The organism is Nocardia otitidiscaviarum NBRC 14405, from assembly GCF_000308635.1.
GTDB lineage: Bacteria > Actinomycetota > Actinomycetes > Mycobacteriales > Mycobacteriaceae > Nocardia > Nocardia otitidiscaviarum.
This window is the reverse complement of record NZ_BAGD01000027.1, coordinates 56,048-76,207: the sequence shown is the minus strand read 5'-3', so window position 1 is coordinate 76,207 and position 20,160 is coordinate 56,048. Positions and strand designations below refer to the sequence as shown.

22 protein-coding genes are annotated in these 20,160 nt (G+C 67.6%); 6 read left to right on the top strand and 16 right to left on the bottom strand.

Going from position 1 to position 20,160, the window contains the following annotated elements:
• Positions 1-28 precede the first annotated feature (28 nt).
• Positions 29-319 carry a YiaA/YiaB family inner membrane protein gene (locus ON31_RS03810; protein WP_029930858.1) on the top strand — a complete coding sequence of 97 codons (291 nt, stop codon included), beginning with the start codon at positions 29-31 and terminating at the stop codon, positions 317-319.
• 45 nt (positions 320-364) lie between these two features.
• On the opposite strand, the gene purL is transcribed toward ON31_RS03810, so the two are convergent.
• Complete coding sequence (gene purL / locus ON31_RS03805; protein WP_039809278.1) at positions 365-2,662, bottom strand: phosphoribosylformylglycinamidine synthase subunit PurL; 2,298 nt, start codon at positions 2,660-2,662, stop codon at positions 365-367.
• A 219-nt stretch (positions 2,663-2,881) separates the two neighbouring features.
• Between purL and ON31_RS03800 the strand changes: the two genes are divergently transcribed.
• Positions 2,882-4,222 (top strand): glycosyltransferase 87 family protein, encoded by a 1,341-nt coding sequence (locus ON31_RS03800; protein ID WP_255221971.1) that lies wholly within the window; start codon positions 2,882-2,884, stop codon positions 4,220-4,222.
• A 308-nt stretch (positions 4,223-4,530) separates the two neighbouring features.
• Here the strand turns inward: ON31_RS03800 and ON31_RS03795 are convergent, their stop codons facing one another.
• The 6 genes from ON31_RS03795 to ON31_RS36465 form a co-directional block, all read right to left on the bottom strand.
• Positions 4,531-5,997 carry an HNH endonuclease signature motif containing protein gene (locus tag ON31_RS03795; protein ID WP_051036792.1) on the bottom strand — a complete coding sequence of 489 codons (1,467 nt, stop codon included), beginning with the start codon at positions 5,995-5,997 and terminating at the stop codon, positions 4,531-4,533.
• A 362-nt stretch (positions 5,998-6,359) separates the two neighbouring features.
• On the bottom strand, positions 6,360-6,887 hold the full coding sequence (locus ON31_RS36475) for a hypothetical protein (RefSeq protein ID WP_147287035.1): 528 nt from the start codon (positions 6,885-6,887) through the stop codon (positions 6,360-6,362).
• Positions 6,888-8,075 carry a hypothetical protein gene (locus ON31_RS36470; protein ID WP_147287034.1) on the bottom strand — a complete coding sequence of 396 codons (1,188 nt, stop codon included), beginning with the start codon at positions 8,073-8,075 and terminating at the stop codon, positions 6,888-6,890.
• 16 nt (positions 8,076-8,091) lie between these two features.
• Positions 8,092-8,703, bottom strand: a complete 612-nt coding sequence (locus tag ON31_RS03785) for an MspA family porin (protein ID WP_157533582.1) — start codon at positions 8,701-8,703, stop codon at positions 8,092-8,094.
• A gap of 290 nt (positions 8,704-8,993) precedes the next feature.
• A complete protein-coding gene (locus ON31_RS03775; RefSeq protein ID WP_029926459.1) occupies positions 8,994-9,206 on the bottom strand; it encodes a hypothetical protein in 213 nt (70 codons plus the stop codon).
• Positions 9,207-9,208: 2 nt separating this feature from the next.
• Entirely contained in the window at positions 9,209-9,373 is a 165-nt protein-coding gene (locus tag ON31_RS36465; RefSeq protein ID WP_157533580.1) for a hypothetical protein, read from the bottom strand.
• A gap of 211 nt (positions 9,374-9,584) precedes the next feature.
• On the opposite strand from ON31_RS36465, the gene ON31_RS03770 reads away from it, so the two are divergent.
• Positions 9,585-10,766, top strand: coding sequence for a helix-turn-helix domain-containing protein (locus ON31_RS03770; protein WP_039809271.1), 1,182 nt, complete (start codon positions 9,585-9,587; stop codon positions 10,764-10,766).
• 127 nt (positions 10,767-10,893) lie between these two features.
• Here the strand turns inward: ON31_RS03770 and ON31_RS03765 are convergent, their stop codons facing one another.
• From ON31_RS03765 to ON31_RS03750, 4 genes are all read right to left on the bottom strand, one after another.
• Positions 10,894-11,310, bottom strand: coding sequence for a type II toxin-antitoxin system VapC family toxin (locus tag ON31_RS03765; RefSeq protein WP_039809269.1), 417 nt, complete (start codon positions 11,308-11,310; stop codon positions 10,894-10,896).
• Positions 11,307-11,561, bottom strand: a complete 255-nt coding sequence (locus tag ON31_RS03760; RefSeq protein ID WP_039809267.1) for a FitA-like ribbon-helix-helix domain-containing protein — start codon at positions 11,559-11,561, stop codon at positions 11,307-11,309. The genes ON31_RS03765 and ON31_RS03760 overlap by 4 nt, the downstream gene beginning before the upstream one ends.
• Positions 11,562-11,625: 64 nt before the next feature.
• Positions 11,626-12,945 (bottom strand): M18 family aminopeptidase, encoded by a 1,320-nt coding sequence (locus tag ON31_RS03755; RefSeq protein ID WP_039809265.1) that lies wholly within the window; start codon positions 12,943-12,945, stop codon positions 11,626-11,628.
• A gap of 154 nt (positions 12,946-13,099) precedes the next feature.
• On the bottom strand, positions 13,100-13,537 hold the full coding sequence (locus ON31_RS03750; RefSeq protein WP_039809263.1) for a MarR family winged helix-turn-helix transcriptional regulator: 438 nt from the start codon (positions 13,535-13,537) through the stop codon (positions 13,100-13,102).
• A gap of 45 nt (positions 13,538-13,582) precedes the next feature.
• Here ON31_RS03750 and ON31_RS03745 point away from each other — a divergent pair, with 45 nt between their 5' ends.
• A complete protein-coding gene (locus tag ON31_RS03745) occupies positions 13,583-14,662 on the top strand; it encodes a substrate-binding domain-containing protein (RefSeq protein ID WP_039809261.1) in 1,080 nt (359 codons plus the stop codon).
• Here ON31_RS03745 and purQ read toward each other — a convergent pair whose 3' ends face one another.
• Positions 14,663-15,340, bottom strand: a complete 678-nt coding sequence (gene purQ, locus ON31_RS03740) for a phosphoribosylformylglycinamidine synthase subunit PurQ (RefSeq protein WP_039809259.1) — start codon at positions 15,338-15,340, stop codon at positions 14,663-14,665.
• On the bottom strand, positions 15,337-15,570 hold the full coding sequence (gene purS, locus ON31_RS03735) for a phosphoribosylformylglycinamidine synthase subunit PurS (RefSeq protein WP_029926445.1): 234 nt from the start codon (positions 15,568-15,570) through the stop codon (positions 15,337-15,339). The genes purQ and purS overlap by 4 nt, the downstream gene beginning before the upstream one ends.
• 238 nt (positions 15,571-15,808) lie before the next feature.
• Between purS and ON31_RS03730 the strand changes: the two genes are divergently transcribed.
• Positions 15,809-16,453, top strand: a complete 645-nt coding sequence (locus ON31_RS03730) for an MBL fold metallo-hydrolase (protein WP_039809257.1) — start codon at positions 15,809-15,811, stop codon at positions 16,451-16,453.
• Here the strand turns inward: ON31_RS03730 and ON31_RS03725 are convergent.
• The 3 genes from ON31_RS03725 to ON31_RS03715 are packed head-to-tail and all read right to left on the bottom strand — an operon-like array spanning position 16,450 to position 18,571.
• Complete coding sequence (locus ON31_RS03725) at positions 16,450-17,838, bottom strand: dipeptidase (protein ID WP_039809256.1); 1,389 nt, start codon at positions 17,836-17,838, stop codon at positions 16,450-16,452. The genes ON31_RS03730 and ON31_RS03725 overlap by 4 nt on opposite strands.
• A gap of 42 nt (positions 17,839-17,880) precedes the next feature.
• Complete coding sequence (locus ON31_RS37225; protein WP_051036788.1) at positions 17,881-18,162, bottom strand: hypothetical protein; 282 nt, start codon at positions 18,160-18,162, stop codon at positions 17,881-17,883.
• A gap of 43 nt (positions 18,163-18,205) precedes the next feature.
• Complete coding sequence (locus tag ON31_RS03715; protein WP_039809254.1) at positions 18,206-18,571, bottom strand: hypothetical protein; 366 nt, start codon at positions 18,569-18,571, stop codon at positions 18,206-18,208.
• A gap of 165 nt (positions 18,572-18,736) precedes the next feature.
• Here ON31_RS03715 and gad point away from each other — a divergent pair, with 165 nt between their 5' ends.
• Complete coding sequence (gene gad / locus ON31_RS03710) at positions 18,737-20,149, top strand: glutamate decarboxylase (protein WP_039809252.1); 1,413 nt, start codon at positions 18,737-18,739, stop codon at positions 20,147-20,149.
• Positions 20,150-20,160 lie beyond the last annotated feature (11 nt).

Below are 20,160 nucleotides of genomic sequence, written 5' to 3'. Positions count from 1 at the left end.
GGCGTCGTGGCCGACAGACTTCTCCGGTATGAGCAATACTCCCAACGCACAGAGCAAGAGCACCACGGCATTTCTCGCCCAAGCCGCCATCGCGTTCGGAATCTCCTTCTCCGCCAGCATTATCGGCATCCTCTATCTGCCGCTGGACATCTGGCAGCGCGGGTTCCTGGTGATGTCGCTGTTGTTTCTGGTCAGCAGCTCCTTCACTCTCGCGAAGGTGGTTCGAGATCAGCACGAGGCGTCGCGGGTGCACAGCCGTATCGACGAGGCCCGGCTGGAAAAGCTGATGGCCGAACACGATCCGTTCAAGGTGGCATGACAGCGCCCCGCCCGGAACGAGGGGTCCGGGCGGGGCGTCTCGCTGTCAGTGTTCGACGGCTCCGCCGAACAGCGCGGGCAGGGTGCCCTCGAAGGTGGTGCGCAGTTCGTCGAGCGTGACGGTGAACTGTCCCTGCACCTCGACCGAGTCGGAGCCCTGATCGACCACGCCGATGCGCGTCCACGGCAGCCCGCGGGCGTCGCACATCTTGGTGAAGCGGGTCTCCTCGGTGCGCGGCACGGCGACCAGGACGCGTCCGGCCGACTCCGAGAAGAGGGTGACGAACGGGTCGGCGTCCTCGGGCAGCAGGATGCGGCACCCGGTTTCGCCCGCCAGCGCGGCTTCGACCACGGTCTGGGCGAGACCGCCCTCGGACAGGTCGTGCGCGGCGCTGATCATGCCGTCGCGGGATCCGGCGGTGAGGATTTCGGCGAGCAGTTGCTCGCGCGCGAAGTCGACCTTCGGGGGTTCGCCGCCGAGGTGGTCGTGTTCGACCTGCGCCCAGATGGAGCCGCCGAATTCGTCGCGGGTCTCGCCGAGCAGGATCAGGGTCTCGCCCGGTTCCAGGCCGAGGCCGGTGGGAATGCGGCGGTGCACGTCGTCGATGACGCCGAGCACGCCGACCACCGGCGTCGGCAGGATGGCGGTCTGCCCGGTCTGGTTGTAGAAGGACACATTGCCTCCGGTGACCGGAATGCCCAGGGCCACACAGCCGTCCGCGAGACCGCGCACGGCCTGCTGGAACTGCCACATGACGCCCGGATCCTCCGGGGAGCCGAAGTTGAGGCAGTTGGTGACGGCCTTCGGGGTGGCACCGGTGGTGGCGACATTGCGGAAGGCCTCGGCCAACGCCAGCTGCGCGCCGGTGTACGGGTCGAGCTTGGTGTAGCGGCCCGACGCGTCGGTGGCCAGGGCGATGCCGCGGCCGGTTTCCTCGTCGATGCGGATGACACCGGCGTCGGCGTGCTCGGCGAGCACGGTGTTGCCGCGCACGTACCGGTCGTACTGCTCGGTGATCCACTTGCGGGAGCACAGCTGCGGGCTGGCCAGCAGCTTCAGCAGGGTGGCGCGCAGTTCCTCACCGGTCTTCGGCCGGTTCAGCTTGTCCGGGGTGTCGGCGATGAGCGCGTCCTGCGAGTCGGGGCGCTGCACCGGGCGCTCGTACACCGGGCCCTCGTGGGCGACGGTGCGCGGCGGCACGTCCACCACGGTCTCGCCGTCGTAGGTGATGACGAGCCGGTCGCCGTCGGTGACCTCACCGATGACGGTGGCGATGACGTCCCACTTCTTGCAGACCGCCATGAAGGCGTCCACGTTTTCCGGGGCGACGACCGCGCACATGCGCTCCTGCGATTCCGAGGACAGGATTTCGGCGGGCGTCATGTTGGCGGCGCGCAGCGGCACCTTGTCGAGTTCGATGTGCATACCGCCGTCACCGGCGGCGGCGAGTTCGGAGGTGGCGCAGGACAGCCCGGCTCCGCCGAGGTCCTGGATACCGACGACGAGGTCGGCGGCGTACAGCTCGAGGCAGCACTCGATGAGCACCTTCTCGGTGAAGGGGTCGCCGACCTGGACGCTGGGCAGCTTCTTGCGGCCCGCGCCGGACTCGTCGCCGGAGAAGGTGTCGGAGGCGAGCACGGAGACGCCGCCGATGCCGTCGAGGCCGGTGCGCGCACCGAAGAGGATGATCTTGTTGCCCTGGCCGGAGGCGAACGCCAGATGCAGGTCCTCCACCCGCATGACGCCCGCGCACAGCGCGTTGACCAGCGGGTTGCCCTGGTAGGAGGGGTCGAAGACGGTCTCGCCGCCCACATTCGGCAGGCCGAGGGAGTTGCCGTAGCCGCCGACACCGCGCACCACGCCGTCCACCACGCGCCGGGTGTCGGGGTGATCGGCCGCGCCGAAGCGCAGCTGGTCCATGACGGCGATCGGGCGCGCGCCCATGGCCATGATGTCGCGGACGATGCCGCCGACGCCGGTGGCCGCGCCCTGATAGGGCTCGACATAGGACGGGTGGTTGTGCGATTCCACCTTGAAGGTGACCGCCCAGCCCTCGCCGATGTCCACCACGCCCGCGTTCTCGCCGATTCCGGCCAGCATGGCGGCGCGCATCTCGTCGGTGGTGGTCTGGCCGAAGTAGCGCAGGTGCACCTTGGAGGACTTGTAGGAGCAGTGCTCGGACCACATCACCGAGTACATGGCCAGCTCGGCATCCGTCGGGCGGCGGCCGAGGATCTCCTTGATGCGGGCGTACTCGTCGTCCTTGAGGCCGAGTTCCTTGTAGGGCTGCGGCTGTTCCGGGCTGGCCGCGGCGGCGCTGACGGTATCGACGTGGTTGGTCACGGGAATACCAGAGTCCTTTCGGCCGGAACGAGACAGCGACCGGCAAGCTGGATACGGCGGGATTCGCCCCGAAGTCTAATGCCCGGCAAACCCACCCCAACCTGCCGGGTTGCCCGCGATGCCGCCCCGGGTGGCCGATGTGACGCGTCTCTCGTTTGACGGCCGGGCTGCCGGGGGTTCTGCGGCGGAACGGTTATGCACACCCGCTAGTCTGTCCCGGTGAACGATCGATCCGGGGTCGCGGATCCGACCGAGAAGCCTGCGACGACGCATGGGGGGCCCACGGGTTTGTCTCACCGTCAGGTCCGCCTGCTGGCGATCGCGGTCGCCCTGTTCGTCATATCGGCGCTCATCAGTCATTTCGGGAAGATCTGGCACGGCTACATCGATCTCCAGGTGTACCGCAACGGCCCCCGGGTGTGGATGGACGGCGGTGAGCTGTACGGCCCCATGCCGGAGGTGTTCGGGATCGGCCTGCCGTTCACCTATCCCCCGCTGGCCGCGCTGTTCTTCGCACCGCTGGCCCTCATGCCGCTGTCGGTGGCGGAGGTGCTGGTGCTGGCGACCTCGATCACCGCGCTGGGCGTGACCCTGTGGATCGTGCTGGAGCGCGTGCGTCCGGCCATGGACCGGCCGACGCGGCTGGCACTCGTCATCGGCGCGGTGGCGATCCTGCAATGGCTGGAGCCGATTCGCCAGACCTACGGTTTCGGCCAGATCAATCTGGTGCTGATGGCCGCCATCGCCCTGGATTGCCTGGTGCGCAAGCCTTTCTGGCCGCGTGGCATGCTGATCGGCATCGCGGTGTCGGTGAAGCTCACCCCCGCCGCCTATCTCCTGTTCTTCCTGCTGTGTCTGGACTTCCCCCCGCGCGGCGGCTGGCCCGACGCGGCGGGCTGGCGGCGCTACCTACCGCGCGGTGACTGGAAATCGCCCATCACCCTGGTGGTTTCGACCATCACCGCGGTCGGCCTGATGTTCGTCTTCTTCTGGCACGAATCGGTGCAGTACTGGTTCCACACCCTGTCCGACACCGGCCGCATCGGTCCCCCGCATTTCGCGGGCAACCAATCCCTGAAGGGTTTCGCCTTCCGCCTCGGCGTCTCCGACTCCACCGCCACCGCCATCTGGCTCACCCTGTCGGTGATCGCGGTAGCCCTGGCCGCCATCTGGATGAAGCGCCTCATCGACGCGGGCCACCCGGTCACCGCCCTGATGGTGAACGCCGGTGCGGTCCTGCTGGTTTCCCCGGTCTCCTGGTCCCACCACTGGGTCTGGATCGCCCCCACCCTGGTGATCGCCATCGACGCCATCCTCCGCGGCCGCCGCAACCCCCGGTTCGTCGGCACGGTCGCCCTGGCGACGGTCCTGTTCGCCATCGGACCCCAGTGGGTGCTGCCGCACGACAGTGACCGCGAACTCGCCTGGTCCTGGTGGGAGCAGATCATCGGCAGCAGCTACGTGCTGCTGACCTTCGCGATCTTCGTGGTCGCGGTGCTCACCTACCACCCGGAGCGGGTGCGGCGACTCGGCGGAGATGCCTCGGCTCATCAGAGCTGATGTCATCAGGGCTGACGTGTGCGGCGCGCATCCCCTTGCTGGGAGCTGCGACAGGTCACGAACGCAACAGTTCGGGCCGGTCTTCCGGACGGTGGGCTGCCGGGCAGTGGTCTGCCAGGCGGTGGTCTGCCGGAGGAGGTCCGCCGAGCGCCGTACCACCCGGGCAGGGGGCGCCCTCCGTCTTGCCACAGGCCCATGCCGTCGCGATCGTCCATCCACACTCACGGCGAATTCTCCTGCGCGGCACACGATCTTCCGCGCGGGCCGCCACCGATTTCCGTTTGTTATGCGGGATCGGAAGACGAAATCTACTCCCGAGCGCGGTGGGAGAGCAGTCGGGCGCGGCGGCGTTTCACGCTCTCGGCGAGTACCTGTTCGGGGTGATGGAACCGATTCACCCGCGGTCGGCGATGCGGATCCACCGAGGTCGGCGGGCAGAACGCCGTCCGCCCCGCATCCGCGCCACCGGGCGGGACGCGGTGCGTGGCCCACCCGCTCGGATCATCCGGGTCCGCGGCGATCTGCGCATGATGGGCATCGCACACCAGGGTGAGGTTGTCGATATCGGTCGGTCCGTGCGCGGCCCACGGGATCAGGTGATGCATCGCGCACATCGTCGCCGGAGCCGAACAGTCCGGGTGGGTGCAGCCACGGTCACGAGCGATGGCGGCCAACCGCTGCCACGGCGACGCGATCCTCGCACCCTCCCCCAAATACAGGGGCTTTCCCGCGGTTTCGTCGAAGAGCAGCAACAGCGGAATAGAGCCCTGCGCCATCCGCCACGCCTCCCGCACCGGGATCGTCGTCCCCGACGCCGCCCGCGCCACCCCCGCACCGCCCAGCAGGTCGGTGACCGACATCGTCAACACGATCGACACCGGCAGGCCACGATGCGCACCGAGCTTGTCCGGGCCACTGGCGGACAGGAACGCTTTCAACGCGTCGTGGCGCCGCTGCGCCGGAGTACGCCCATCTCGCCCGACCGCCGCCGCCAACCGGTTCGGGTCGAACCCCTCAGGGTCGTGCACGCCGAGTTGAGGGCTGTCGGGGTCGTCGGACATGCACATACCCGGCCGCGCCCACTTCGCGAACACGGTATCGAGCATCGCCCGCAGTTCCGGATCGAAACAGCCCTGGAACGGGCTCATCCCGTCCAGGCGTTGTTCCCCGAACGTCGCCGCCCGCAGGCGGGCGCGATCCTTGTCGGTGGTGAGTGTTCCGTCGGGGTCGAGGTAGCCCAGGATGCGGTCGCCGACCTTGCCCACCATCTCCGGCGTCCCGGCCCGCGCGGCGTCGGCGAGGTGTTCCTCGGCGATCGCGCGGTGTTCGGTGTCGACCGCGTCGGGGATGCGGTCCATCACCCGCATCACCGCCCGCGCATGATCTCCGGAGATCACCCCCTCGGCTTGCGCGGCGGCTGTATGCGGCAGGCGGGGTTCGCACTTCTCCCCGTAGGCGCTGGTCATCACTCCCAGGTGCGCGGCACCCTTCACTCGGGCGACGGCGTCGGCCTTCGCTAGCCGCAGGGTTTCCACCAGGTACCGGTACAACCCCACCGATCCGGTGGTGGTCCACAACCGGCGGTCGTTGATCTCGACCACGTGCCGATGCCCGACCGTCTCGAGGCGACGGCGACACGCCTCCAGTCCTTGCACGCGGGCAGCGAATGCGGTGTCGGTGAATCCGGTCAGGTCCTCGGCCAACAGCGCGTCGATCGCGGTCGCCAACATGGCGAGCGCGGGATCACGCTGCTGGATTTCCCCCTCCGAATTCATGCCCCTATTCTACCGCGAAACACATTGCCACAGAACAGAAGACGACATCTGAATCAGCCATCTTCAAATGTCTCAATCCACCATCTATGGCGTATCCGAGTCACTACCGAGTCTCCCGGTACCGCAATACACATCGGCCAGGCGCCCCTCCTATCGCGAGGTCGGAACCTTGATCGGAATCGCGGTGTCCTGGCGACCCACCTGGCCACCGTGACCAGCACCCGAATTCGTGTCATATCGACCATGCCACCCATGCCCGTTTCATTATCCGTGGACGACACCCGAGGGACTGCACGATGAGAATCGACCAGTCGAGCTGAACCCATTTCGGCTCGTGCCTACCGTGCAGCGCTGGCACCGGATCAACTGTCATAGACAGCTACCCCGACAAATCCCTTCGGGTCACAGCCCGTGAGTTCCGCGAGGCGCGACAGGTGAGCGGGCGACTGGCGGCTTACGTCCTGGTCGTAGCGCGTCGTGGGTGTGACACCGATATATATGGTCTGCGGCGGGGATTTCTCCGGGCTGGCGCAAATGGCTGTGGCGGTCAGTTGATCAGGGGGGAGCCCGTCGGTTGCCCCATCGTCAGGCACAGCGACCACCACCGGAGGCCCCGCGAGAGTGAGGGTGATCTTGCCGGTTGAAATGCCGAGCAGCCGTTCGACATCCGACAGCTGCTTGCCAAGAAGGTCATCGAACATCACACTATGGGCGGGCCGATCGGGTGCCGTCGTCCACGTAACCGATGCGCCCGGAGCGGCGGGCTCTGTCAACCGAATCCACTGAACCGACACATAAGCCGTCGTAACCACCAGCACGATGACACCGGCAACGATACCGGCGGTTCTAACGATACGACGGTGCGACGTGAGATTCCGTGGCTTGCTCATCTAGTTGCCGCCCTTCTGAGTGGGAAGCGCAGGCGCGTCGACATCGACGGACTGAAATCCCGCCATGGGGGCGTAGTAGACACCCGAAGCAGGTCCTGAATCCTTTTTCTTACAGATCCCGAAAGCGCAGTAATACAAGGTCCAGTGCCCCTTCCAGCGGTACTTATTGTAGTTCTGGTAGAACACACGTATCTTGCCCGGCTCGAGCGCATTCGCCTCGATTGATTCCTTGCAGTCGATCTCGACAGAACGTGTCGACTGGATCTCTTTCGATTCCGATTTCGAGTTGGACAAGTCCCCGCCACCCTCGAGTGGGCCGAGCGTTCCGGCCAGCGAGGCGTTCTGAGAACTCTCAGTGCCGGCGAATGCGGTCGAACTGAACTCCAGTGTGGGCTTCTCAGCAGGACTCGAGCAGCTTGCCGGTGGACCGACCTGGGATGGTGAAGCAACGACGCCATCCCAGGTCACTTCGTCGATAACCCAATGGTAGGCATAGCCACTCATCAAGCCCGGCATCCCGCCGACATCGCCTGTGAGAAGTGCACCATTCTCATCCTTCTTGCAGTGCGCGCAGCCATTGGCGTTGGGCCCCTCGTCGATTGACGGAGGGCCTTCCCGATCGGCCACTGTCTGCAGGCTTTGAGTACCCGATATCGACGAGGGCGCGGACGACGGACGCACCGGGATCGGCGAAGCTTCCTGTGACGTCCTGTCAGGTTCCGGCTTGGCAGGCGGATTATCCGTCGGCACCGCCCGGTCGGCTGGCGGCATCGCCGGGCTCGCGGTGGGCCCGGCGACGATGTCGGTGCCGTTGCCTTGTGGGAGTTGGCCGGGAGCGTTCCCGGCTTGGCCTTGGACTCCGTCACCCGGTGCCTGCGTTGGTTGCAGCCCAGGTGCTGTCGGTGCTGGCGGGGTCGTCGTGGTGGTGGGTTCGCCTGGGTCGTGACAGACGTAGGGTACCGGTGGCGGGGGTGGAGGTCCCGGGTTGCCGGGATGGCTTGCCCGCCAGGTCGATTCCCACGCCGCGTTGTAGGCCGCGGTCTCCCGCGCGCACCGTTCGGCCGGGGTTTCACCGGCCGCCGATCCGGCGTTGAGCGCGATCACGGCCGCCACCACCGTCACCGAGGCGGTGAGGGCGGCGACCGCGCGCCCTCGCCGTTGAGGTTCGAGAATATCTCCGAGTCGCATGTCCGGTCCCGCCCGATCAGATGGTGGTCGGGTCGGAGTAGACCGTGACCGTGGTGTCGGCGACATGGGTCGACATCGAGAACTGGGCGTAGACACGCACACTCACCGGACCCAGGCAGTTGTCCACATGCACCTGGATACCGGTCAGGTCCGACGCGCCGACCGCACCCTCGAGCACCCGCTCCGACAGCGGAATCGTGGTGATCGCACCGGGTTTGATCGTGGTCTGGATCGACGGCGACACCGTCGCACTACCACCCACACCGACCGACGGGCGTTCGGAGATGGTGACCGAGGCGTTCGGGCCGACCGACGCCGAGGAGCCGGTCTGCAACCCCGAGGACACATCGGTGTTGCAACCCAACTGCAACCCCGAGCGCAGCACCCCCGACTTCACACCGGTCGAACCCCGGCCGGTGATATTGCCGATCGCGGTGGCATCGACGAACGCCTCCCGCGTCCACGGGGATTGGGCCAGGTTCGGCACGGTGTTGACCACCACGTTCACCAGCCACGCTTCCGCGATCCAGCCGTCCACCGTCGGTTTGGTGACCACGTGATCGGGGCTGTGGACCAGCTCCGCCGACGCCACCCCCACACCCGACAAGACAACAGCCAGCAAACCCACAGGAACAGCGGAAACCCTCATCATCACAGCGAACCCACCCCGGAACTGTTGCGCGTGTAGAGCTTTTGACTGTTCGACCAAAGCAGAACAACCAGCCCAATAGCAATCTTCTAGCTAATTGTGGCGGAGGTCATAGCGAGGCGCGAGGTCCGGGTCGCCCCCGCTGTCCGGCTCCGCATCGGTGACCGGCCAGCCGTCCGCACCCACCGGCCACACCCCGTCATCGCGATGCAGGAACCCGATCGGGCCGTCGACCCGATCACGTCGGTGCCACGCCGACTCCGCGCCGGTCACCGCACCCGTCCCGAATCCGGCACCAGCTTCCCCTGCTCCCGCAACATCTGGTGCGCAACGGATTTCGTGACGCACACACCGACCTCACACTCGATGTGCACCTGCATCGCCCGGTGCGGATCACGCTGCGCCCATGCCGGACTCACGCAACTGACCAGCGTCGCGATGGAAATCGCATCGGCCCCAACGGGAATGCTGACAAGATCCACACTCACCACCCCCGCAGCGGAACAAAGGTGCCCGCGGACTCGGCCGCCAACCGCGCCTGAAGATCGGCGACAGACCGCCCGTACCGGTGGCGCGGCGGCCGGTGCTCGTGCGTGGTGAGGGCCGCTAGCACGCCCGCAACGATGAGAACGATGGCGAGAATGTCCATTCCGCTTCCCTCCGATGCAATCGATGATGTGGAGGCACCCTGCGCCGAGGCGTCGAGACCATCCCGGGATCGGGGCCACAAGCAGCCTCACACGCCCGCTACCAGCCGAAGTACCAGAAAAGTGCCAGCAACTTGCCCCACCGCGCGCCGCCGATTCCGGATACGCTCGTAGGCGTACCTGTACCCGCCCACTCGGAGCGAGGTTCTCGGCATGACCACCAACGGCATCGGCAGTCGTATCGCGGCGGAGCGCAAGGTCGCCGGTTTGACGCAGGAGGCGTTCGCGAACCGCATCGGCTACAGCAAGGGCATGGTCAGGGCGGTCGAACAGGGCCGTGAGCCCGCCTCGCCCGGTTACATCGCGAAGGCTGCTCTGGTCCTCGGTGTCGAGCCCGAACACCTGATGGGTACCCCGTACTACGACACCTTGGAAGAGGATGGGCCGCTCGATGGTCTGGCGGATCTGCGCGCCATCCTCGCCGAGGGGGCGTTCGTCCGGCAGGCGGAGCCAGCGCCGCTGCCCGAACTGCGGGCTCGCCTCACCACGATCGAGATCGCTCTTCGGAATGACAAGACACGCAAGGCTCTTGCGGAGCTGCCCGGTCTGATCCGCCAACTCTGCGGGGCCGCCCACACCGCCCGTACCGACGACGAACGCGATCAGGCATATCGCATGCTGTGCTCGGCGTGGATCGCGGCGGAGGGAGCTTGCACCCGCCTCGGCCACAGCGCGCTGACCGCGCTGATCCTGGACCGCCTCGATTCGACCGCCACGCATATCGACGACCCGCTGCTGACGGTACGCAGCCTGATGAAGCGCGCCCGCCTGCTCATGACGCACGGCTCGACCGAGGTCGCTATGTCGTTGGTGGAAAGAGGTATCGGGCTCGCGGCAGGTGAGAGCGAGGCCGAGCGAGTGCTGCGCGGCTATGGGCTGCTGCGAGGCGCGATCGTGGCCGGACGCGACCGCAATCTCGACCTGGCTCAGCAGTTCGTCGCCGAGGCCCGCGGCCTTGCTCGACCGATGCAACGCGAGAGCGACTTGTACACCACGGAATTCGGACCCGGCAACGTCGAAATCCATGCCTGTGCTGTCGAACTTGAAGCCGGGGATCCCGGCAAAGCAGCTCGCGAGGGTGCCGCCCTACGACTTCCCACCGATATCTCCGCCACCCGTGCCGGACACCACTGGCAGGACAATGCCCGCGCCTGGATCCTCGCCGGTCAGCCGGACAAGGCACTGCACTCGCTCACCATGGCCCGCCGCATCGCCCCACAGCAGACCAAGCTCCACCCGAATGTCCGAGAGTCTCTGTTCGCCATCGCGTCGGCGGAACGCCGAAAATCGGACAGCACAGGCGCATTCGCCCGCTGGCTGGGAGTAACCCTCTAGCGCGTGGCCCGATCCGCTACAACGGCTATGCCCGAGATGCTGAGCGAGCTGTCGAAGAAGCCGCCCACGGGCATGCGTACCGAGGTGCGCGAGCTCAGCCGCAAGGTCGGCGTCCGCGCCTAGCGAGCTATCGCCATGGATTGATGACCGGCACTCCGGCGGCTTCGAACGGTGCGGTGTCGCGGGTGGCGACGGCGAAGCCTGCGGCGGACGCGGTAGCCGCGATCATGCCGTCTGGGGGCGAGATTGCCAGTCCGGCGGCACGGGCGGTGGACATGAGATGCGCGTATTGGGCGGTAGCGGCGAGATCGTAGGGCAGTATGCGGCCGGAAAACGAAGGAATGGTGAGGTTTTCGAGCCAATCGGTGTACTCGTCGCGGCGGCGGCCGGCGGGCATGACGGCGATGCCGTACCGGAGTTCACCCACGGTCACCGCCGCCAAGAAGAGGGTTTCGGCGTTCTGGGCGTCGAGCCATGCCATTACCTGCGGATTGGGGGCCTTGGTCGAGGTCTCGCTGATGACGTTGGTGTCCAGGATGATCACTCGAACTCCATGGGCTCGGCCGGGGTTCGGTCGCGGCCGAAGTAGATTTCGCGTTCCTCGTCGGTCAGTTTGTTCTCTTCACTGATGCCGCCCGCTAGTAGTGAACCGAGCTTGATCCGCTCGGGTGGTTGCACGGCCTCGGCGAGAATGGCACGCATCTCCGCCTCGACGCTGCGACCGTGGGTGGCCGCGCGTTGGCGAATCGCGCGGTGCACCTCGTCGCTGAGATTACGGATCGTCACGTTCTTCATATGACACCACCCCTCCAATGTTGCCATCAATGATAGCAAGCATCGACTTTCGCCATCACAGAAATCAGCGCCCGATCTCCGGGGTGAGGAAGGCCGCCAGCGCCGCCGCGTAGGCGGGGACGTCCGCCGCGCCCATCATCTCCCGGGCCGAGTGCATGGCCAGTTGGGCCGCGCCCACGTCGACGGTGGGCATGCCGGTGCGGGCGGCGGTGAAGGGGCCGATGGTGGAGCCGCAGGGGAGGTCGGCGCGGTGGACGTAGCGTTGCAGGGGGACGTCGGCTTGGGAGCAGGCCAGGGCGAAGGCTCCCGCGCCGGTGGCGTCGGTGGCGTAGCGGAGGTTCTGGTTGACCTTGAGGACGGGGCCGCCGTTGACCTCGATGCGGTGCATGGGCTCGTGGCGGTCCGGGTAATTGGGGTGGGTGGCGTGGGCCATGTCGCCGGAGGCGCAGACGGAACCGGCCAGGGCGGCGAGGTATTCGGCCCGGCCACCGCCGCGGCTCAGGACGATGCGCTCGAGCACCGTGGGCAGCAGCGAGGACTGGGCGCCGCGATCGGATTGGCTGCCGACCTCCTCGTGGTCGAACATGGCCAGCACCGGAACGGCCGCGCCGGGTTCGGCGATGGCGGCGAGGAAGGCGCGCAGACCCGCGTAGCAGGTGCCCTGGTTGTCCAGGCGCGGCGCGCTGACCAGGTCCAGGTCGCGGCCGATCAGTTTGGCGGGCACCAGGTCGTGGGTCATGAGTTCCCAGCCGAGCACCGCCTCCGGGTCGATGCCGGAGCGTTCGGCGACGAAGGCCAGGAACGAGCGTGGTTCGACACCGACGCCCCAGACGGCATTGACGTGCCGCTGCGGGTCGAGTTTCACCCCGCTCCGGTCCTCGGACAGGTGGATGGCCAGCTGTGGCACCCGCAGGATCGGTTCGTCGATGCGAATCAGCCGCTCGCGCACCACGTTTCCGTCACGCACCGACAGGCGACCGGAGATGCCGAGGTCGCGATCGAGCCACGAGTTGAGCCAGGCCCCGCCGTAGGGCTCCAGCCCGACCAGCTGCCATCCGGCGGACGCCAGGTCCGGATGCTGCTTCACCCGCAGGTTGGGGCTGTCGGTATGCGCCCCGATCACCCGGAACGGCGCGGCCTGCCCGCCCCGGAATCCGGACGGCGCACCCGGCCCGCCATCGGCCCACGCCACCAGCGAACCGCCGCGCACCACGTAGTAGCGCCCCGCGCTGCTGGACGGCCAGGGCGCGGATTCCGACAGTCTCGTGAAGCCGTGATCGTCGAGTTCCGCCGCGACCGTGCGGCATACGTGGAACGGGGACGGCGAGGCGTCGATGAATTCGCACAGTCCGGCGGCGGTGGCAGCGGTCACGGAAACGGGCATGAGCCGATCCTAAGCACTGGCGCTTCGCATCCGCCGCCCGGCATACGAGCGGGGATACGACCGGCCGGGACATGGCAGCCGGTCTCCAGACCCATCGGATGCGCCCGGACCGGCCGGTACCCGCCGTGGGCACGAACGTCAGCCGCGAGCGCGGTCAGTCGGGTAGCGGGGTCTCCGTGACCTGCTCCAGCAGGCGCAGCAGCTCCTGATAGTTCGTCCCGCCGAGGCGGCGGCGGAGTTCGGCTTCGGCGCGCTGTTCCTCGGCGCGCACCTCCCCCACCAGATCGACGCCGCGGCGGCTGAGGCCGATGAGGATGCGGCGGCGGTCGTCGGCGGCGGCGATGCGGAAGATGAGTCCGCGTTCGGCCAGACAATCGGCGTGCCGGGTGGCGGAGGAGGGAGCGAGCTGGGCGCGGGTGGCGAGCTCACTCATGGTGATACCGGTGTCGGCGGATAGATTGGACAGCATGGACCACTGATCCGGGGAGAGCCGACGGGCGGCGAGCGCCTCCTCGAGGTGACGCAGCCAACTGCGTTCCGCGGCCCGCAGGGCTCCATGCAGCGTGTTAATGCTGCTTACAATTGTCGCCATATTGTCCGCCCATCAATTTCCGCTCAACGAGAAGCAGAGTAACCGATGGTACCGCCGCCGGAGAATCTCGATCACAGTATCGAGATCCTCAACATAGTCCCGCTCCAGGGGCCCGGCGGTATCTTCGCACCGTCCTGTGAGGCCGCCATTTCTCTGGCCGCCGAAGAAATCAACAGTGGCACTGGAATTCTCGGGCGGGAATTGCGCACGACACACATCGACGGGGGCCGCGATCCCGAGGAGGTGGCGCGGGAGGTGGAGGCGCTGCTGGCCACCGGCATGGTGCACGCCGTCACCGGCTGGCACACCTCGGCGGTGCGGCGGGCGGTGGCCCGGGTGACGGCGGGGCGGGTGCCGTACCTGTTCGCCACCGACAACGAGGGCCTGGATCAGGCCCCACCGGGGCTCTTTCTGGTCGGATCGGATCCGAGCCGCCAGATCCTGCCCGCCCTGCGCTGGCTGCGCCGTGAACTGGGAGCGCGCCGCTGGGCGATCATCGGCAACGACTACGTGTGGCCGCGGCGGACCGCCGAGGTGGTGCGCGCCGAACTGTCCGGGACCGGGCGGGAGCCGCCGCTGCCGCTGGAGATGTTCGTGCCGCTGGGCACCGAGGATTTCACCGAGTTCCTGGCCGATCCGCGTCTGGATCGCGCGGACGGCGTGATCGTGCTGCTGGTCGGGGCCGATGTGGCGCGGTTCAACCGCCAGTTCACCCGGGTGGGGCGGGCCGAGCGGCAGCTGCGGGTGAGCCCGGCGGTGGATCAGAACGTGCTGCTCACCGGGGGCGCACCGGCCAACCGGAATCTGTATGTGCCGTCGAGCTTTTTCATGAACGCGGGCGCGGACTCCGACCGGCTGGCCCGGTACAGACGGCTGCACGGTCAATTCGCGCCCGCCCTCACTAATTTCAGTAATACCGAGTACGAGGCGATTCACACCTTGGCGGCCATGGCGGACGCGGCGGGATCACTGGACGTGAAACGCGTGCACGCGGCCGTACAGGACGACCGCGTGCTCGAAACCCCTTCGGGGGAAAGGCGATTCGCAGGACAGCAGGTGGTGCTGCCCGGCTATATCGCGGCGGTCGACGGCGTCGATTTCGACATCCTGGACCGCATCTGCTGACTACGCCGAGACCAGGGTGTCCAGCACCGACAGGAACATGCCGAGCCCGTCGTCGCTGGGGCCGGTGAGCGCCTCGGTGGCGTGCTCCGGATGCGGCATGAGGCCGACGACCCGGCCGTTGGCCGAGGCGATACCGGCGATGCCGCGCTGGGAACCGTTCGGGTTGTCGCCCGCGTAGCGGAAGACCACGCGGCCCTCCCCCTCGAGCTCGTCGAGGACGGCCTCGGACGCCTGGTAGCGGCCCTCACCGGACTTGAGCGGGATGAGGATCTGGGCACCGGGTTCGTAGCGGGAGGTCCACGCCGTATCGGCGGTCTCCACCTGCAACCACTGGTCGCGGCAGATGAAGTGCAGCCCCTCGTTGCGGGTGAGCGCGCCCGGCAGCAGCCCGGCCTCGCACAGCACCTGGAAGCCGTTGCAGATGCCCAGCACCGGCATGCCCTGGCCGGCGGCCCGCACCACTTCGTCCATGACGGGCGCGAAGCGGGCGATGGCGCCGCAGCGCAGGTAGTCACCGTAGGAGAAACCACCGGGCACGATGACCGCGTCGACACCCTTCAGGTCGGCGTCGGCGTGCCACAGGCTGACGGCCTCGGCACCGGCAATTTTCACCGCGCGGGCGGCGTCGACATCGTCGAGCGTGCCCGGAAAGGTGATGACACCGATGCGCGCGCTCACAGCCGGACGACCTTCCAGTCCTCGATGACGGTGTTGGCGAGCAGCGATTCGGCGATCCGCTCGAGCTCGTCGTCGCTGACGTTGTCGTCGACATCGAGTTCGAATCGCTTGCCCTGGCGCACATCCGAGATGCCCGGGTGTCCCAGGCGCCCGAGCGCGCCGACGATGGCCTGACCCTGCGGATCCAGGATCTCGGCCTTCGGCATCACCTCGACCACGACACGTGCCACGTGTTGCTCCTAAAGCTGGTGGGGGTTTACCTGATCAGCGTAATTGCCACCGCTCGAGAACACCTCGCCGGGTCTGCTCGATCGTGCCGCTCACCACAACCTGCCGGTTCGCGGCGCGTCTCGGTTCTGGACTGACCGGAGCGGAGGAGCGAAGCGGGGGAGCGTAGGGAGGGAAGAACCGAGACTTCCAGCGCCGCGAACCCGCCCCGGAGCGAAGCGGAGGGGCAGTATATACAGCATGCGCATAGCCCATTTCGGACACTCCTGCATTCTCGTGGAACTGCACGGCACGAAGATCCTGTTCGATCCCGGCAACTTCTCGCACGGTTTCGAGGGCATCACCGGATTGGACGCCATTGCCGTGACCCATCAGCATCCCGACCATATCGACCCGAATCGGATAAGCGAACTTATCGAAGGCAATCCTAAGGCGCGATTGCTTTCCGATCCGCAGACCGCGCAGCAGCGGGCGGAACCGTGGGAAGCCGTGCATGCCGGAAATGTCTTGAAAGTTGGAAATGTACAAATAACCGGCGGCGGTGGCCGCCACGCCGTCATCCACCCCGAGATTCCGGTCATCGACAATACGGTCTTCCAACTCGGCACCCCGGATGATCCGGCCGAACTCGTCCACCCCGGCGACTCGCTGTGGGTGCCGCCGGTCCCCGTGGGCGTCCTCGCCCTGCCCGCCGTCGCGCCGTGGATGAAGATCAGCGAGGCCGTCGACTACCTGCGGGCCGTGAACCCCCGCACCGCGTTCCCCATCCACTACGGGATCATCGCGGACGCGGCGCAGGGCATCTACTTCGGCCGACTCAATGAAATGACGCCCGCCGGAACGGATTTCCGGGTCATCGAGCCGGAGGACCACACCGAGTTCTAATCCGCGTACGAGGCCAGGAACAGCGCCTCCGCCAGCGCCATATGCTCGATCTCGGTCGGATCCACGCTCTCGTTGGGCGCGTGGATCAGGCACTTGGGCTCCTCCACCCCCAACAGCATGATCTCGGCGTCCGGGTAGGTGTCGGCGAAGACATTGCACAGCGGAATGGCTCCGCCCTGCCCCTCCGTGGTGGCCGGACGACCGTAGGCGGCGGCCAGCGCGGCCGCCATGGCGGTGCGGGCCGATCCCCCGGCCGCCGACCTGAACGGCGCGCCGACGCCTTCCGTCTCGACCGTCACCCTGGCATGCCAGGGGGTGTGCCGCTCCAGATGCGCGGCGAGCAGCCGCAGCGCCTGCCCCGGATCGGTCCCGGGTGGAATCCGCAGGTTGAGCCGGGCGGCGGCGGTGGACTGGATGGCGGCCGACGACCCGACCACCTTGGGCGCGTCGATGCCGAGCACGGTCAGCGCCGGACGCGCCCAGAGCATATCGGCGGGCGTCCCGCTGCCGACCAGATCCACCCCGGGCAGCACGGTGGCGTCGGCCCGGAACTGCTCCGGCGGATACTGCACCCCGTCCCACACCTGGTCGTTGGCCAGTCCGTCCACGGTGGTGTTGCCGTGCTCGTCCCGCAGGGTCGCCAGCAGGTGGATGAGCGCCGCCAGCGCGTCCGGCGCGGCGCCGCCGAACATGCCCGAATGCATGGGGCTGGCGAGGGTTTCGACAGTGACGACGACATTCACGTTGCCGCGCAGCGTCTCGGTGAAGGTGGGCACGCCGACCGCGAAGTTGCCGGTGTCGCACATGAGGATGGTGTCGCTGCGCAGCAGGTCCGCGTGCTCCGGCACGAATCGCTCCAGCCCGCCCGTGCCCTGCTCCTCCGAGCCCTCCGACACCAAGGTCAAGCCCACTGGGAAACCCTTGTCCCCCAGAACTTCCCGTAGCGCCCGCAGGGCGGTGAGGTGCATGACGATATTGCCCTTGCAGTCCGCCGCCCCGCGCCCGTACCAGCGCCCGTCCCGTTCGGTGAGCTGCCACACCGGTGTATGCCAGGCCGCGTCGTCCAGCGGCGGCTGTACGTCGTAGTGGGAGTACAGCATGACGGTCGGCTTCCCGGCGGGTGCGGCGCGGCGGGCCACCACGGTGTCGGTGCCGTCGGGGGTGGTGTGCAGTCCGGCGTCGGTGAGCCCCTCGGCGACGAAGGCGTCGGCCACCCATTGGGCGGCCTTTCGGCATTCCTCGGCCGGGAACTGGCGGGGGTCGGCCACCGACTTGAACGAAACCAGCTCGGCGAGATCGGCTTTCGCCTGTGGCATGTGCTTGCGCACGGCGGCGCGCAGTGCGGCGATGCGCGGATCGTCTTCCGCCCCGGCGGTATCGGTCATAGCAAGCTCCTGACTTACTGGTTGCCTCGAGGTTTCAGCGTGTCACCGGTTCTCAGTGTTCCCGTCTCCTCCAGGTAGGCGGCGAGGCGATCCGGGCAAGTAGGTCTCGATGGCCAGGGCGGTGGCCGCCAGCAGATCGCGGTCCCAGGTGACCGGCCGCGCTCCCGGACCGGTCGCGCCATTGCTGATGGCGGCCTGGTAGCGCGCCTGGACCAGCGGTGACGACGGGTCCTGGCACACCAGCCCGCCGTCGGCGCCGAGCGAGTCGGCGATGACCCGCGGATCGGGCGCGGCCAGTCCCGCGGCGAGCAGCCGGGCGTGCAACCGCTCGGCCTTGGCGGTGGCGGCGTCAGCAGCGCTCCGGGTATCAGGGTGCCGATGACCAGTCCCGCACTCGACAGTCCAGCCACGGTTTTGGTGCCCTGCGAGGAGATGTACACCGCCGCCCAGTAGATGGTGATGATGACGATGGCCACGTACCCGCCGGTTGCGAGATCCCCTCCCCCACCCACCGGTACACCCCGACCGCCCAGCCGGACGCCAGCTCCGCCGCCACGAAGGCGGTGGGCAACAGGAACAGCACGGCGGGCAGCAGGTAGAGGAATACGCACACCAGTCCGTAGACCGCCATGGTCGGCGCGGCCCGCAGGCTCGCCACCGAGCTGGTGGTCATCAGGGCCAGCGTGATCCAGGGGAGGTAGTTGGTGGCCGTCGCGGCCCTGGTCGTCGCCATCATCGAACCACGCGCTCGCGACCGTGGTGATAGTCCATATGCAGGATGGTAATCGTCCAGCAACCGAATTTCGGATATGAAACGGTAAGCTGTCCAACGAGTTTCGGTAATGAACGCGTAAGTACTCGAAGAGTGGCAACTACCGGCCGCGAATCCGGAGGCAGCATGGCCGAGAAGTCCGAATCCCATGACCTGTACGCGCTGCCCGGCCTGCGCCACGGTGCGCCCAAGGCGGGCTTTCCGGAGCCGGAGATGCTGCCCCAGGTCGCCTACGAGATCGTGCACGACGAACTCATGCTCGACGGCGTCTCCCGCATGAATCTGGCGACCTTCTGCACCACCTGGGTGGACGATCAGGCCCGGCGGCTCATGAACGACTCCATCGACAAGAACATCGTCGACAAGGACGAATACCCGCAGACCGCCGAACTCGAGCGGCGCGCGGTCCGGATGGTGGCCGACCTGTGGCACGCCCCCGACCCGGCCACCGCTCTGGGCACCTCCACCACCGGCTCCAGCGAGGCCGCCATGCTGGGCGGCCTGGCCGCCAAGTTCCGCTGGCGCGCTCGCGGCGGCACGGGCACGCCCAACTTCGTGTGCGGCCCGGTCCAGGTGTGCTGGGAGAAGTTCGCCCGCTACTTCGACGTGGAAATCCGGCAGGTGCCGCTGCGCGGCGACCGCCTCACCCTGCATCCGGACGATATCGCGGGGTTCGTCGACGAGAACACCATCATGGTGGTGCCCACCTTCGGGCAGACCTTCACCGGACTGTTCGAGGACGTCGCCGGGATCAGCCGTGCGCTCGACGAGATCCAGACCCGCACCGGGCTCGACATCCCCATCCACGTCGACGCCGCCAGCGGTGGCTTCCTCGCCCCGTTCTGCGCTCCGGATCTGGAGTGGGATTTCCGGCTGCCCCGGGTGAAATCGATCAACGCCTCCGGCCACAAGACCGGGCTGGCCCCGCTCGGCGCGGGCTGGGCGATCTGGCGGGAGGCGGCCGACCTGCCCGCGGAGCTCATCTTCGACGTCGACTATCTGGGTGGCAGCATGGCCACCTTCAATCTCAATTTCTCCCGCCCCGGCGGGCAGGTGATCACCCAGTACTACGACTTCATCCGGCTCGGCCGGACCGGCTACCGGCGGGTCCAGCAGCAGATCTACCGGGTCGCGCGACACCTGGCGGCGGGGGTGCGCCACCTCGGCCCCTTCGAGCTGATCCACGACGGCGATCCGCGGCGCGGCATCACCGCCGTGTCCTGGACGCTGCGGGACGGCGATCCCGGTTTCAACCTCTACGACCTGTCCGATCGCCTGCGCACCCGCGGCTGGCTGATCGCCGCCTACCCGCTGCCCGCCGACCGCGAGCACGAGACCATCATGCGCGCGGTGCTGCGCCACGGCTTCAGCGTCGACATGATCGACCTGCTGCTCGCCGATATGGGGCGCGGTATCGCCCAACTGCGCGAGAATCCCCGATCCGCCCCGCTCACCCGGGCGGACGTGGGCGGCTTCACCCACTCGGCCACGGCGGCGGTGCCGACGTCGAATGCCCGCGGGTCCGGCTCGCGGCGATAGCGGAACGTGTT